Genomic DNA, 14105 nt, shown 5'->3' with positions numbered 1-14105 from the left:
GTGGTACGCACCTGCAGCGTGCATTCGGCTTCTGCGAGGTGCGGGGGCACCTGACGGCCAACGGGTTGAGCGCACAAGCGGCGGCAGGTCTGGGGCCGATCGGCACGGCCTGGGCTGTCGGCGTGGCGCAGGCGGCTTCGGGCGAAATGGCTGCGGCGGCACGCCCGGATGAAGCCGACAACCCCATCGGCCTGAGCGCGGTGCTGACGATTCCGGTGATGGGTGAGGCGGGCGTCAGCGAGGTCGTGGCGCTGCACTTTTGACGGGGCGCAAGGCCGGCACGGCAGCCACCTCGGCTGTGGTGCCAGCCTGCAGCCCGAACAGCGCACCGTAGCGCAGCCCGATGTAGGCGTGCTCGCGCATCAGCATCTCGACGCGCGCTGACTCGCGCCGCTGCAGCGCTTCGAACACCAATTGGTGATGCGCCTGCGCCAAGCGCAGCTTCTCGTGCTCACGGCCCAGCGCTTGCCGGTCGATGGTGATCGAGTCGGCCGAGGCGAACGGCAGGTGGTTGTTGCGGGCGATCGCATCTGCGATCACCAGGCTGCCAGTCGATTCGACGATGGTGTGGTGGAAGCAGTGGTTCAGGTGCGCCCACGCGCCGATGTCTTCTTCGGTGAGGTGGCYCTTCGCAAGCAGTTGGGCGCCTTCGTCGATGCAGGCGCGCAGCGTGGCCTGCACCTCGGTCGACATGCCGCGCTCGGCCAGGCGCCGGGCTGCCAGCCCTTCCAGCGCGCCGCGCACCTCGACCGCACACTGCACGTCTTCCTCCGAGAACGCGCGCACGACGAAGCCACGTTTACCGGTGATCTGCAGCAGGCCTTCTTGCTGCAGGCTGCGAAACGCCAGCCGAACGGGGGTGCGCGACACACCCAGCGCGGTGGCCACCGGGATCTCGGCCAGCCGCGTGCCGGCCGGGTAGTGGCCGTCCATGATCAGCTGACGCAGCGTGGCGACGACGCTGCCGCTGTCGGGCAGATGCTCAGGCGAAGGCATGGCGGGTCTGTTGGACTATGCTGGATCCAATATGGCAGGTATTCTGGCATTGAATGGCCAATGGTGCTGATAATTGGATCCAATTTGACGCATCCATTGGAGCTGCCCGATGTTTCCGAAGAACGCCTGGTACGTGGCCTGTACGCCGGACGAGATCGACGACAAGCCGCTGGGACGCAAGGTCTGCGGCGAGGCGATGGTGTTCTACCGCGGGCCAGACGGTGTGGTGGCGGCGCTGGAAGACTTCTGCCCGCACCGCGGCGCGCCCTTGTCGCTGGGCCGGGTGGTCGAGGGCAAGCTGGTCTGCGGCTACCACGGGCTCGAGATGGGCTGTGATGGCAAGACCATCGCGATGCCGGGCCAGCGCGTGCGCGGCTTCCCGGCGATCCGCAGCTTCCCGGTGGTCGAGCGCCATGGCTTCGTCTGGGTCTGGCCGGGTGATGCGGCGCAGGCCGACTCGGCCAAGATCCACCACCTCGAATGGGCCGAGAGCCCGGACTGGGCCTATGGCGGCGGGCTGTACCACATCGCCTGCGACTATCGGCTGATGGTCGACAACCTGATGGACCTGACGCACGAGACTTACGTGCACGCCACCAGCATCGGCCAGAAAGAGATCGACGAGGCGCCGGTGACCACACGCACCGAAGGCGACGAGGTGATCACGAGCCGCTTCATGAACAACATTCAGGCACCACCGTTCTGGCAGATGGCGCTGCGCGGCAACCACCTGCCCGACAACCAGCCGGTGGACCGCTGGCAGATCTGCCGCTTCTCACCGCCGAGCCACGTGATGATCGAGGTCGGCGTCGCGCTGGCGGGCCAGGGTGGCTGCGAGGCTGACCCGAAGGTGAAGGCGTCGAGCATCGTGGTCGACTTCATCACGCCGGAGACCGAGACCTCGATCTGGTACTTCTGGGGCATGGCGCGCAACTTCAACCCGAAAGACAAGGCACTGACCGCGAGCATCCGCGAAGGCCAGGGCAAGATCTTCAGCGAAGACCTGGAGATGCTGGAGCGGCAACAGAAGAACCTGCTGGCGTGGCCTGAGCGTCAGCTGCTCAAGCTCAATATCGATGCGGGCGGCGTGCAGTCGCGCAAGGTGCTTGACCGGTTGATTGCGGCGGAGCAGGGCGTGTCGGCAGAGGTGCCCGCATGAGTGCTGCGACAGGTCTTCGTGTGCGCGTCGCAGCCAAGACGAGCGAGGCGCTGGACATCTGCAGCTTCGAGCTGGTCGAGGTCGACGGTCAGCCCTTGCCGGTGTTCTCCGCTGGTTCGCATGTGGACGTGACGGTGGGCGACAAGACACGCCAGTACTCGCTCTGCAACGACCCCGCAGAAAGTCACCGCTACCTGATCGCCGTGTTGCGCGACCCGGCCACGCGTGGTGGCTCGGCGAGCATGCACGATCAGGTTCAAGTGGGCGACGTGATCCAGATCAGCGCGCCGAAGAACCACTTCGCGTTGGTGCACGACGCAAGCAGCCACCTGCTGCTGGCCGGTGGCATCGGCGTCACGCCGATCCTTTGCATGGCCGAGCGTTTGGCGGTGATGGGCGCACTGTTCGAGATGCACTACTGCGCCCGTTCGCGCGAGCGGATGGCGTTTCACGACCGCATCGCCGGCTCACGCTTTGCGTCGCAAGTGCAGTTCCATTTCGACGATGGCCCGGTGGCGCAGAAGTTCGACATTGCCGCTCGGCTGGCGGAGCCGCAACCGGGCGTGCACCTGTATGTCTGCGGCCCCAAGGGCTTCATGGACGCAGTGCTGTCAACCGCGCGCGCCCGGGGTTGGCCCGAGGCGCAGTTGCACTACGAATTCTTCTCGGCCGATGTGGCACCCTCGGCCACTGACGATAGTTTCGAGGTGCAGCTCGCGAGTTCCGGGCGCGTCGTCGTCGTGCCCAAGGACAAGACGGTTGTGCAGGCACTGGCCGCAGCCGGTGTCGAGGTTCAAACCTCGTGCGAGCAGGGCGTCTGCGGCACTTGCATCACCCGCGTACTCAGCGGCACGCCCGACCACAAGGATCTGTACTTCACGCCTGAGGAGCACGCGGCGAACGACCAGTTCACGCCGTGTTGCTCGCGGGCGAAGTCGCCGAGGTTGGTGTTGGATCTTTGAGTTGCCGTTTGTTGGGTGGCGGGCCGAGGTTGTGACTGGGCCGGAGGCCCGGGGCGCGATCGGCGTCCCCGGCTCGCGGGGATCGGGGTTGCGCTGGCAACGGTCTCTCGATCGGCGCCGTGTTCTCGTGCTGCGGCTGGGGCGACCGCGAATGAGGGGCCGCCGCTCGCACCCCGAGCCTTCGGCCTGGCTCCTCGGGTTGCATGCGAAGGCGTGCCGCGCCACGGTCGGTGCCTGCAGGGCGGTGGTGGTGTCCCCGGGCGCCGGCCTCATTCGCGGTCGCCCCAACCTTCGCACACCTCAAGCGGTGTTGATGGAGACGGACGTCGTCGTGCGCCAACAGGGGCCCGCGAGCGGACGGCGAACGGGGGCACCGCCGCCGCCCTGCCGCCACCACATCAGCAAGCGGGCTGTTTTACCGGCCCGTAGCGTCAGCCTGCCTACAACGTCTCGCCCAGCGCGGCCATGCCTTTATCCCAGGCCTCGACCATGCCACCGAACAGCGCGCTCAGGTCAGCCGGCTTCGATGACGACACGACCCGCGCGCCCTTCAGGATGAAGGTCTTCGCACCAGCCGAGAGGCGGTCGAATGCGTCGATGGCACGTTGCTCGGACGGGCTGGGGGCATCGCTCATCCAGGCCAGCCAACGTGCCGTCAACTCAGCCGCGGCGCCGACCTGGCGTGTGCCGGCAAAGGCCCATGCGTGGTAGTGGTCCAGACCTCGTTCGCGCATAAGCGGCAGGTCTTGCTCGAAGGCTTCGGCAAAACGGCGCACTGGATTGCTCGACGGACGGCGAGCGAACTGCTCGCGCAGATCGGCGCGCGCGGCTTCGCGCAACTCGGCTAGCGGCCGCACGACACGCCGGTCGGAACGGACGACTTCGGCGAACAGCGGCAGGTAGGCCGGGTCTTCCGGCTTGTTCAGCCGGAATGTCTCGACGAAGTCTTCGCCTTCGAGCGCGAAGCAGCCGGCGTTGTGAAAGTAGACCAGGCGCTGTGCATCGAGGTCGATGTCGGCCAGCACGATGGTTGTCTTCGTGTGCTTGTTGCGATAGTCGGTACCGGCCGTGTCCGGCAGCCACCACGCATCGGCCTCGACGCTGATCAGCTTGCCTGCTGACAGGTGCTCGATCGCATGGTCGGCCAGCGGGCGCCAGATCGTCAGTTCCTGCACGTCGATGCCGTACAGGCGCCGCAGCTGGTCATGCGAGGGCTTGAAGAAGGTCCACTGGTCGCCTTCGAAATCGATCGGCAGCGTGTGGCCCAGCATCGCGTGCGGGTCGCAGCCCATCGCGTGGATCAGCTCGATCCACAGGTCGATGTAGCAGTTCTTCTCGGGCCACTGGGCCGATTCGCCATGCAGCGCGTGGCGCTGGTAGCTCGCGGGGTCGATGCCGGGCAGGGCGCTGGCCCGGCGCAGCGCCAAACTCAAGGCCACAGTTGTGCGCGTACTTCAGTGGGCCACTTGGCCGGGTCCAGACCGTGGGTCTTCAACAGCGCCAGCGTGCAGCGCTCCAGGCCGAAGCCCAGGCAGGCGGTGTGCGCCGTGGCGCCATCGCCCTGGCGGATGCCGTACTTGCCGGTGAAGTGTTCCTGGTGCCAGTTGAACGAGCAGATCGCGGTCGGCTTCTCGAGCGAGATCACCGGAACCATGATTTCGAACTTCAGTTTCTGCTCGCGCTGGCTGGTGGCCATCATCTTGCCGACGCGGCCGAAGAACGGGTCGTTGGCTACGTCGCTGGCGGCCGGCAGGCCCAGGCCGAGCAGCAGTTCGAGCGCGCGGTCACGCCAGCCGTCGCGCCAGGCTTCGACCGCATCGGGCGCGCCGACGCGGATGAATTCGCGCATGCGGAAGGATTGCAGACGCGTCGGCTCGTCCGACGGTTCGTGCCGGTAACACCAGTTCTTCGTGGTGACCAGGCGGCCACCGTCCGGCAGCAAGCCGCTGAACATCGGGTAGACGGGGTAGCAGGCGGCGGGCAGCAGCATCACTTCGGTGATGTCGAGCATGTCTTCCCAGCGCTCGCCGGCCTTGACCTTCTCGGAGATCTCGCGCGCCTTCAGGTCGCTGCCGAAGAAGCTGTGCACGCTGCCGGCCAGCTGCGGGAAGTTGTCGAGGTAACCCAGCTTCTCGATCATCGCCCGTGCGACGATGGGCGGGAAGGTCATCGGTTCGGCGCCGTCGCCGGCGGCGTTGCGCATCACCAGAGCGTCGAAGCGGTCGAGGATGTCCTCGAACATCGCGCTGCGGCCGTACCCGCCCTTGACGGTGGTCGGGTAGATCAGGCCGGCTTCCACCAGCTCGGTGTAGAACGCGGCGGGGTCGTAGTTCTTTTCAGTTGTCATGGTGTCACTCGTCCTTGAACACGAGCAGCAGCGCAGCGCTCTTGGCGGCGATGCGGTCGTTGGAAATCATCAGCGACGCTGACAGCGCGTCGCGGTAAGCGCGGCCCATTGCAAACGGGCTGTCGTTCTTGTAGCCGAGGATGCCGACGATCTGCAGCGCACCATGCACGATGCGCGGGGCCGCGTCTGAGCAGGCCGTCTTCAGGCTGTTCATTTTCAGTGCCCAGCCGATCGAGGTCAGGTCTTTCTCGTCGGTACCGGCGGCGGCGATGGCGTCGAACTCATCGGCCATGGCTTGCCATTGCAGGCGCGTGGTCTGCAACGCGACCGTCAGGTCAGCCAGTGCGACCGCGGTCGGGGGCGTCGTGCCCGGGTTCTTGCGGGCCACGCCGCGCACGTACGTGGCGGCCTTGTTGTGCGCGCCGGCAGCGATGCCACTCCACAGCGACGACCACAGGATGTGCGAATACGGCACCATCGACTCGGCCGAGATGTCGCCGAACGGCTCAGGCAGGATTTGTCCGACCGGTGCGCTGGAGTTGAGCTTGAAGCCCGGGCTGCAGGTGCCACGCATGCCCATCGTGTCCCAGGAGGTGGTCTGCTCCAGCGAGTAGTCGCCCTTGCGCAACAGCACCAACACCTGGTCGCTGGCACCGGCTTCGGCGTTGCGGCGGGCGGTGACGACGATCACGTCGGCGTGCGCGCAGTACGAGCCGGTGGTGGCTTCCTTCACCAACGTGAAGCGCTCGCCTTCGGTCTGCACCGCGCAGACGCTGGAGCGGGTGTCGCCGAAGGTGCCGACCTCGGAGGTCATCGACGCCATCAGCCACTGCTGCTCGACCATGTCGCGCATGAAGCGGTCGAAGAACTCGCCGCCGCCATGGTGGCGCACGACGCAGCACAGCTGGGTGTAGTGCATGGCGAGCACCATCGCGCTGGAGGCGCAGTGCTGGGCCAGCGAACTCACCAGAGAGCCGAGCTCGCGCATCGTCAGGCCGCTACCGCCCAGGTCTTTCGGCACCAGCGCCGAGAAGGCCTTGGCTTCACGCAGCGCGGCCACGGATTCGGCAGGGAAGCGGGCCTTGCTGTCGACGTCGTCGGCATGCTTGGCCGCCACTTCCTGGGCGATGCGACGTACGGCGTCGTACAAGGTGGCGTAGCTGGGCGCGGTCTGGCTCATGGTTGTTCTTTGAGGAAAGGAAAAAGGGGCGGCGGCAACGTCGGTATCGCCGCGCGATGCTGTCCTGCAACAAAGTGTCTCATAGCCGATTCACAATTCGCGCCGTGAATACCCCCCAAGAACAACGGATGGTGCTGGTCTTTTTGCACGGTTTGACCATGGACCCGGCAGTGCTGCGGCCGATGGTTGACGCGCTTGCATTGACCCTGCCCACGGTGGTGCCAGCAGGCCCGGTGCGCAACGAAGACGGCACCCACTCGTGGTGGGCGGTGGACCCGGCGCACCGCGCCGCGCGGCTGGCCGCCGGGCCCAGCGACCTGTTCGACCGCCACCCGACGGAACGACCCGCTGCGCGCGCAGTGCTGGCGCAAACGTTGGCAGACGCGCGCGCCGCGCATCCCGGCTGCCGCTTCGTGCTGGTCGGCTACTCGCAAGGCGGCATGTTGCTGATGGACCACTTGCTGACGCAAGGCGAGCCCGACGTGGCCGGCATCGCGCTGCTGTCGTCGACCTGCATCGCGCTGGATGAATGGCTGCCGCATGTCGGGCGGCTGAAAGGGTTGCCCGCGCTCGTGACCCACGGGCGCAGCGACGGTGACCTCGGTTTCAGCGCCGGCGAACGCCTGCGTGACCTGCTGCAAGGGGCCGATGCCCAGGTGCAGTGGCTGCCTTTTGACGGTGGGCACGAAATGCCGCTGGTGGTGTGGCGGGCGCTGCGGCGCTTCGTGCTGGCGCTGCAGGCGGCCGAACCGACCCGGGCCTGACCCCCAAAGCGTGGGGGTTTGGCCCTCGCGGCCGTGAACTATGCCCGTACCAGGGCCGGGCCAAGGGCTTGCCCCGGTATCATTTGCAACCTTTGCCTGGCCTGTTCCTGGCCGGCTTCCGCCTCCTCTTTTTCCACTGCCTTCTGACGTGCTCAACGCCGCCGACATCGTTGATCAGCTGACGCCTGCGCTGCAGGCGCCGGCAGCTGGCGTGCGCGTGGGTATCGACACGGTCAGCGTGCCGGCGATCGCCGAGTCGTTTGCCCATTTCGGCGAACGTTTCCTCCGGCGCTATTTCAGTGCCCAGGAAGCCGTTGATGCGCGCGCCGTGCAAGGCGAGGCCGCCATGCACGAGCGCCTGGCCGCGCGTTTTGCCGCCAAAGAGGCGGTGATCAAAGCGCTCGATTTGCCCGAGGCCGGCATCGCCTGGTGTGACATCGAGTTGACCCGTGGGCCCAACGGCCGACCGGCATTGGCGCTGCATGGCCGTGCCGCCGAGGTGGCCCAGAGCCTGGGCGTGCGCGAATGGGCCGTTTCGATCAGCCACGAGCGCGAGCAGGCTTGCGCGGTGGTGGTGGCGTTGCTGGGGGCTACCGCGACGGGTGTTGCCCCGCTCGGCACCACCCCGAATTCCGATTTTTGACTTCCGATTCCTTTAGAACCTGACCATGAGCGACACCGCCACCCGTATCCGCACCATCCTGGCCCAGCACGCGAAGCTCGCGAAAGACGCTGCTGCGCTGGCCGAAGACGCCGACCTGTACCAGGCCGGCATGAGCTCGCACGCCAGCGTCAACGTGATGCTGGCGCTCGAAGGCGCTTTCGACATCGAGTTCCCCGACCACATGCTGACGCGCAGCGTGTTCTCCAGCGTCGGCGCGATCCGTTCGGCAGTTGAGGAACTGACGGGCGCATGAGCTTTGCTCCTGGCCGGCAAGGGTTGCTGGGCGCATGGGCGCTGGCGCCCGGCGAGCCTGGAGGTGATGTTCCTGACGAGGCGGCCTGGCGGCCCCTCGAAGCGCCGATGCCTGTGGCGGCCGCCTTGGCCGCAGCGGGTACGTGGAGCCTGGATGGCCCGGCGCGCGATTTCGACCGTGAGTGCTGGTGGTACCGCTGCCGCTTTGACCGGCCGGTCGGCGACGCCAGTGCCTGGACGCTGGGCCTGGATGGCCTGGCGACGATTGCCAGCGTGTGGCTCAACGGCGAGCCGCTGCTGGAAAGCCGCAACATGTTCCGCGCCCATGCGCTGGCCGTGGGCGATCGCCTGCGCGCGCATGGCAACGAACTGCTGATCCGCTTCGACCCGCTGGCCGATGCCCTGGCGCAGCGCAAGCCGCGTCCGCGCTGGCGCTCGCCGATGCTGGCGCAGCAGCAGCTGCGCTTCTGGCGGACCACGCTGCTCGGCCGCACACCGGGCTGGTCACCGCCAGCGGTGGTCGTTGGCCCATGGCGAGATGTGTGGCTGCAGGCGGCGGACGAGGCACGCCCGTCGTCGATCGAGTTGCAACCGCGTCTGGTCGAAGGGCGTGGCGAACTGACCGTGCGCTGCAGCTTCGACGCAAGCACCGCCGTTCCCAATCAGCTTCGGCTGACACTGGACCACGGTGGCCGGACCCACGAAGTCGCGTTGCAATCCACACTCGCCGACGGTCGCCCGCAATGGCAAGGCACGCTGAGCGTCGACAACGTCGAGCCCTGGTGGCCACACACGCATGGCCAGCCCGCCCGACACCCGGTGCGACTGCTTGGCCGCACGTCCACTGCCGACTGGTCGATGGACCTCGGCGCCATCGGCTTCCGCGCGGTCGAAGCCGACACCGGCGACAGCGGCCTCGGCCTGCGGATCAACGGCGAGCCGGTGTTCGCTCGCGGCGTCTGCTGGGTGCCGCTGGACACCGTGAAACTTCACGCCGAGCCTGCGCAGTACCGCGAGGTATTGACCCGCTTGCGCGATGCCGGCGTCAACCTGATCCGCGTCGGCGGCACGATGGCCTACGAGGCCGATGTTTTCTTCGAACTCTGCGACGAGCTGGGCCTGATGGTCTGGCAGGAGCTGATGTTCGCCAACATGGACTACCCGGCCGACGATGCAGGCTTCGCGGCCGAGGTCGCCGCCGAGCTTGCGAGCCAGTTGCCCGCATGGACCGCGCGGGCCAGCGTGGTCGTGGTCTGCGGCAATTCAGAGGTCGAACAGCAGGCGGCGATGTGGGGTGCGTCGCGTGAGTACTGGCAGCCACCGCTGTTCCATGAGCACATCGAGAATGCGGTGGCCGCGCAACTACCCGGTGTCGTCTATTGGCCGTCTAGCGCCCATGGTGGTGCCTTTCCGTTCCAGCCCAACGCTGGCAGCACGTCTTACTACGGTGTTGGCGCCTACCGCCGGCCTTTGGCCGATGCGCGCGCCAGCGGCCTGCGTTTCGCCACTGAATGCCTGGCGTTTGCGCAGGTGCCGCCGGACAGCACGCTGGCCCGCTTGCGTACGTTGAACAGCGACGTGGCCGTGCGCACCCACAGCCCGCTGTGGAAGGCCCGCGCGCCGCGCGACCTGGGCGCCGGCTGGGACTTCGACGACGTGCGCGATCACTACGTCAAGCATCTCTTCGGTGAAGACCCGATGGCCTTGCGAATGAGCGACCCGGCACGCCACCTGGTGCTTGGCCGAGCCGCGGCTGCCGAGGCCGTCACCGCTGCGTTCAGCCAATGGCGCAGTGCCGGCTCTGTGTGCCGCGGCGCGATGGTCTGGTTCCTGCGAGATCTGTGGGCCGGTGCGGGCTGGGGCTATCTGGATAACCAGTGCCAGCCCAAGGCTGTGTTCCATGCACTGGCTCGCGTCTGCCAGCCGCTGCACCTGGGCCTCACGGACGACGGCCTGAACGGCTTCACACTGCACGCTGTCAATGAGCAAGACCAGGCGCGCGAAGGAACGCTGAGCGTGTCGCTCTACCGCGAGGGCGAGTGGCCCGTGGCGCAGGGCGAGCGCGCACTGCAACTGCCGGCCCGGTCATGCCAAGGTTGGGCGATCACCGATTGGCTCGATGGCTTCACCGACCTGTCGTGGGCCTACCGCTTCGGTCCGCCGCCGGCCGACGTGGTGGTTGCGCGCTGGCAAGGCCCRCAAGGTGCGGCCGAGCGGGTGCACTTCATCGATGTCGAAGGCCAGCCGCTGCGGCGCAGCGACATCGGCCTGAGCGCCGAGGCCGGGCCGGTGGTCGAAGACGCGATCGAGGTGACGGTGCGCAGCCGCGCAGCGGCCCGCTTTGTGCACTTCGAGGTCGACGGATGGCAGCCCGACGACGAAGGCTTCCACCTCGCGCCGGGCGGCGAGCGGCGACTGCACTTCACGCCGGTGGTGGGTTCGCCCCGTCGCCCCTGGCGCGCCACGGTGTCAGCGATCAATGCGCTCGTGCCGGTGACGGTTCGCCAAGCCGGCTGATCGCACGCGCGCTRGAGTTCAAACCCGGCGCGCCATGAAAAAAGGGCGACCTCGTGGTCGCCCTTGGCTCTTCAAGCCTCTCATGACGGCCCGGGTGCCACCCCGGGCCGCTCTCCTCACTTCCAACCGTCTTGCTGCAACACCGGGTCGTCGGTGCCGCCCATGTTCTGCACGACCTTCTTGCCGAGCGTGCCTGGCGAGGCCAGCGCCGCGCTGCCGCAGCTGCCGTTGGCCGTCTTCAGGATGCTCCACAGCATCGAGCCGTCCCGCGCGTTGCGGTTGGCATGGCTGCTGTTCTTCACGGCCGTGGTGTAGCGGTTCACCGAGTAGGGCAGGTTCAGCGTCGCGCCGTACTGGTTCTGCAGGTTGCGCGAGCCTTCGCACTGGGCGTCGGCATCGTTGACCACCAGGTTCGCACCCGACCAGCCTTCCGGCGAAGTCTCCAGTCCGATCGAGACGATGGTCTTGGACGGGAACAGCGTGCGGTAGTCGGTCCACGCGGTCACGCCGTCGTAGTGCTCGTAGCGAGCGTCGTACGACATCACGTTGACCATGTCGAAGCTGGCCGCGACGGTGGGGTAGTTCTTCGCCAACAGCCGCTCGCGGCCTGCGTTGCCACCCCAGTACGACAGCTTGCCCGCGCAGTCCGGCATGCCGGAGGTGGCGGCGATGCAGTCCGCCCCGGTCGACCAACCCGCCACGGTCAGCCAGCGGCCGCCACCGGCCATGTCCACCGCCTTGYGCATCGCCTTGCTGGCGTTGGCATAACGGTCGACATTGGCGTCGGCTTCGTAGTCGACGTCCAGGCCGTCGAAGCCCAGGTCCTTCAGCATCTGCGACAGCGCGTTGATGCGTGAACCCGAACCGGCCTGGCCTTCGCCAGCCAACCCGTCCCAGTCGTTGTAGGTCGCACCACCAACGGCGAGGATGACCTTCATGTTGCGCATGTGCAGCACGTCGATCGCGGCCTTGATGTCGCTCGGCCGGCCGTTGAAGCTCATGCCGGTGCCCGACCAGCTGTTGGCCGCGATGCCGCCCCACGAGAAGTTCGGGTTCGCGAAGGCCACCATCACGTGGCTGTAGTTGGCCGGAATGCGCGCCAGCTTGCTCAGGGCATAGACCTGCGCCGGCGTCTTGCCGKYGGCRTCGAACCAGTTGTCGCTCCAGCTCGGGTAGTAGCCGGCGTAGGTGCGGGTGTTCTGGTTCGCGCTCAGTGCCTCAGGCGGCAGATCGGGCGGGGGCGGCGGGGGAGGAGGGGGGGGCGGCGGCGGCGTGCCGTCGCACTTGGTCGTCTTGATCCATTCTTCGCCGCTGCCCTTCGGGCCGTTGTTGGTCGCCGGGTCCTTGTTGAGCGACTTGAGCATGGCCTTGTAGCCCTTGCCGTTCTCGGTCACCAGGTTGCCCTTGAGGTACTTGTAGTCGTTGCGCCAGGGGTCGCACGGGGCGGGGGCCGGGGGCGGCGGTGGCGGGGGAGGCGGCGTGCCGGAGCAAGCGTCGATCTGGGTCCACGGCTGGCCGCTGCCGACCGGGCCGCTGTGGGTGGTGGGGTCTTCACCCTGCGTCCACCAGTTGGCCTTGTAGCTCAGGCCGTTGCGGGTGACCGTGTCGTCCTTGACGTAGGCGACGGCCACATCCCAGGGCTGGCAAGCTGGCGCCAGCAACTGGAAGTCGCGAACACCAGCGGCGCTGGTGGTGGCAGGCGCGAGCATGGCTGAGGCCGCCACGGCGGCTGACAGGGTGGCCAGCCAGTCCAGACGACTGGAGCGCCTGGCCGCGCTTGTGGGGTTGTTCATGGCGAATTGCTCCTTCAGAGTGAACCCGGTCGGTCGGCTTTCGAACGACACGGGCAGCAGTCTGCGTCGGGGCTTTCGCCAATGTGCTCAGTTAAAACCAGTATAGAACCAGTTGCGGAGCGACTGAAATGTAATGGGACGTTTCGAGCATCGGGGCGCCGCTCAACTTTTCTTCATTGACATGGGTATGAAAGCGATGTCGCCGGCGGCATTCGGCGGCCAGGCCAGAATCGCTGCTGGAGTGATACCAGTCTGAGTCCACTTCGAGGTGAGTCGACCTCGCCGGGATGGCACCAGATAGCCAAGTGCCTGGCGCGCGGGCATCATCCGGCCGCGCCGCTACCGCGCGCGAAGCCACCGGAGGATGAGCATGCTGAAGAAGATTGCGATCGTGGTCGTCGTGGCCTTGGCCGCGCTGCTGCTGTTCGCCGCGACGCGGCCCGACAGCTTCCGCGTGGAGCGCAAGACCACCATCCAGGCGCCGGCCGAGAAGGTGTTCGGCTTGATCAACGATTTCCACCAATGGCCGCTGTGGTCACCGTGGGAAAAGCTCGACCCGGCGATGAAGCGCACGCTCGGCGGCCCTTCGTCCGGTGTGGGCACCACCTATGCCTGGGAAGGCAACAAGGACGTTGGCTCCGGCCGGATGGAGATCAAGGAATCGGCACCGTCGTCGAAGATCCACATCCAGCTCGACTTCCTGCAGCCCTTCGAAGCGCACAACCAGACCGACTTCATCCTGACCCCGCAAGGCAGCGGCACCGAGGTGACCTGGGCGATGTACGGCAAGGCTGACTTCATGACCAAGCTGATGGGCGTGTTCTCCAGCATGGACAGCATGGTCGGGCCGGACTTCGAAAAAGGCCTGGCCAACATGAAGACGGTGGCCGAGAAGAACTGAACGTGAAGCCGGTGTGGCGAAAACCTAGCTGGGCTGTGTGAATCGGCAAGTGTTCGCAAACGGGCGGGCCTGCCGGTAAGCGGGGAAACGGTAGGCAAAAACCCTGGCGCGGGTTGGCTGGCTCGGTAAATTGAAGGCTCCTTTCCACTCAATGACAGGACTTCACCCGATGCAAACCCAACGTGTTGGCAGATCTTCGACTTGGGCGCTGGCAGGCGCTTTGTTGGCGCTTGGCGCCGTCTCGGCCCAGGCGCAAGCGCCGGCTCCCATCGACCCGGCCAAACAGCCGCCTACGACGGCGGTCCCCGTTGATCAATTCACCAAGGCAGACCTCAGCCGCGACGGCAAGTTGTCGCGTGACGAAGCCCGGGCCGTGCCAGGGATCGGCGACAAGTTCGATCTGCTCGACAAGGACAAGGACGGTTCGCTGAGCCTGACGGAGTTCAGCGCCGGCTTCGCAAAGTAGCGGTGAGCGGGTTCCCGAATCAGCGGGAACCCAGCAACACCACCAGCGCGCCGGCACCGCCTTGCGGGCCCGGCGCCTGGGCGAAGGCGATCACCTCGCGGCGC

14 protein-coding genes are annotated in these 14105 nt (G+C 66.8%); 9 read left to right on the top strand and 5 right to left on the bottom strand.

What is annotated here, in order from left to right:
• The coding region (locus AC1DYI_RS13760) for a hypothetical protein (protein ID WP_477204684.1) at window positions 1-263 on the top strand (263 nt) is incomplete at its 5' end.
• On the opposite strand, the gene AC1DYI_RS13755 is transcribed toward AC1DYI_RS13760, so the two are convergent.
• Window positions 235-996 carry a GntR family transcriptional regulator gene (locus AC1DYI_RS13755; RefSeq protein WP_477204683.1) on the bottom strand — a complete coding sequence of 254 codons (762 nt, stop codon included), beginning with the start codon at window positions 994-996 and terminating at the stop codon, window positions 235-237. The two genes, AC1DYI_RS13760 and AC1DYI_RS13755, sit on opposite strands and share 29 nt — an antisense overlap.
• 109 nt (window positions 997-1105) lie before the next feature.
• Between AC1DYI_RS13755 and AC1DYI_RS13750 the strand changes: the two genes are divergently transcribed.
• Both AC1DYI_RS13750 and AC1DYI_RS13745 read left to right on the top strand, forming a co-directional pair.
• Window positions 1106-2155, top strand: a complete 1050-nt coding sequence (locus AC1DYI_RS13750) for a Rieske 2Fe-2S domain-containing protein (protein ID WP_477204682.1) — start codon at window positions 1106-1108, stop codon at window positions 2153-2155.
• Window positions 2152-3117 (top strand): PDR/VanB family oxidoreductase, encoded by a 966-nt coding sequence (locus AC1DYI_RS13745; RefSeq protein WP_477204681.1) that lies wholly within the window; start codon window positions 2152-2154, stop codon window positions 3115-3117. Before AC1DYI_RS13750 ends, AC1DYI_RS13745 begins: the two co-directional genes overlap by 4 nt.
• 440 nt (window positions 3118-3557) lie before the next feature.
• Here AC1DYI_RS13745 and AC1DYI_RS13740 read toward each other — a convergent pair whose 3' ends face one another.
• From AC1DYI_RS13740 to AC1DYI_RS13730, 3 genes are read right to left on the bottom strand one after another with little or no spacing between them, the layout of a single operon-like run.
• The gene (locus AC1DYI_RS13740; RefSeq protein WP_477204680.1) at window positions 3558-4550 is read right to left on the bottom strand and encodes a DUF1839 family protein; all 993 of its coding nucleotides are present in this window, start codon (window positions 4548-4550) and stop codon (window positions 3558-3560) included.
• Complete coding sequence (locus AC1DYI_RS13735; protein WP_477204679.1) at window positions 4547-5464, bottom strand: amino acid--[acyl-carrier-protein] ligase; 918 nt, start codon at window positions 5462-5464, stop codon at window positions 4547-4549. Before AC1DYI_RS13735 ends, AC1DYI_RS13740 begins: the two co-directional genes overlap by 4 nt.
• A 4-nt stretch (window positions 5465-5468) precedes the next feature.
• Entirely contained in the window at window positions 5469-6644 is a 1176-nt protein-coding gene (locus AC1DYI_RS13730; protein WP_477204678.1) for an acyl-CoA dehydrogenase family protein, read from the bottom strand.
• A gap of 104 nt (window positions 6645-6748) precedes the next feature.
• Here AC1DYI_RS13730 and AC1DYI_RS13725 point away from each other — a divergent pair, with 104 nt between their 5' ends.
• The 4 genes from AC1DYI_RS13725 (at window position 6749) to AC1DYI_RS13710 (ending at window position 10841) form a co-directional block, all read left to right on the top strand.
• Window positions 6749-7408, top strand: coding sequence for an alpha/beta hydrolase (locus tag AC1DYI_RS13725; protein ID WP_477204677.1), 660 nt, complete (start codon window positions 6749-6751; stop codon window positions 7406-7408).
• Window positions 7409-7556: 148 nt separating this feature from the next.
• The gene (acpS, locus tag AC1DYI_RS13720) at window positions 7557-8051 is read left to right on the top strand and encodes a holo-ACP synthase (RefSeq protein ID WP_477204676.1); all 495 of its coding nucleotides are present in this window, start codon (window positions 7557-7559) and stop codon (window positions 8049-8051) included.
• Window positions 8052-8076: 25 nt separating this feature from the next.
• A complete protein-coding gene (locus AC1DYI_RS13715; RefSeq protein ID WP_477204675.1) occupies window positions 8077-8325 on the top strand; it encodes an acyl carrier protein in 249 nt (82 codons plus the stop codon).
• Entirely contained in the window at window positions 8322-10841 is a 2520-nt protein-coding gene (locus tag AC1DYI_RS13710; RefSeq protein ID WP_477204674.1) for a glycoside hydrolase family 2 protein, read from the top strand. Before AC1DYI_RS13715 ends, AC1DYI_RS13710 begins: the two co-directional genes overlap by 4 nt.
• 116 nt (window positions 10842-10957) lie before the next feature.
• Here the strand turns inward: AC1DYI_RS13710 and AC1DYI_RS13705 are convergent, their stop codons facing one another.
• Window positions 10958-12634 carry a glycosyl hydrolase family 18 protein gene (locus AC1DYI_RS13705; protein WP_477204673.1) on the bottom strand — a complete coding sequence of 559 codons (1677 nt, stop codon included), beginning with the start codon at window positions 12632-12634 and terminating at the stop codon, window positions 10958-10960.
• Window positions 12635-13004: 370 nt separating this feature from the next.
• Here AC1DYI_RS13705 and AC1DYI_RS13700 point away from each other — a divergent pair, with 370 nt between their 5' ends.
• Window positions 13005-13535: an SRPBCC family protein gene (locus AC1DYI_RS13700; RefSeq protein ID WP_477204672.1), complete on the top strand. Its 531-nt coding sequence runs from the start codon at window positions 13005-13007 to the stop codon at window positions 13533-13535.
• Between the two features lie 223 nt (window positions 13536-13758).
• Entirely contained in the window at window positions 13759-14001 is a 243-nt protein-coding gene (locus AC1DYI_RS13695) for an EF-hand domain-containing protein (protein WP_477204671.1), read from the top strand.
• Window positions 14002-14105: the final 104 nt, after the last annotated feature.

It is taken from the genome of Ideonella sp. P3_A4 (assembly GCF_056403075.1).
The sequence above is the reverse complement of the archived record's forward strand: the minus strand, read 5'-3'. Positions and strand labels throughout refer to the sequence as shown.

What these genes read in the sequence shown, in the direction of transcription:
- AC1DYI_RS13750 (WP_477204682.1), top strand. Translation starts at nt 1,106, where the DNA reads ATGTTTCCGAAGAACGCCTGGTACGTGGCCTGTACGCCGGACGAGATC.
- AC1DYI_RS13745 (WP_477204681.1), top strand. Translation starts at nt 2,152, where the DNA reads ATGAGTGCTGCGACAGGTCTTCGTGTGCGCGTCGCAGCCAAGACGAGC.
- AC1DYI_RS13735 (WP_477204679.1), bottom strand. Translation starts at nt 5,464, where the DNA reads ATGACAACTGAAAAGAACTACGACCCCGCCGCGTTCTACACCGAGCTG.
- AC1DYI_RS13730 (WP_477204678.1), bottom strand. Translation starts at nt 6,644, where the DNA reads ATGAGCCAGACCGCGCCCAGCTACGCCACCTTGTACGACGCCGTACGT.
- AC1DYI_RS13715 (WP_477204675.1), top strand. Translation starts at nt 8,077, where the DNA reads ATGAGCGACACCGCCACCCGTATCCGCACCATCCTGGCCCAGCACGCG.
- AC1DYI_RS13700 (WP_477204672.1), top strand. Translation starts at nt 13,005, where the DNA reads ATGCTGAAGAAGATTGCGATCGTGGTCGTCGTGGCCTTGGCCGCGCTG.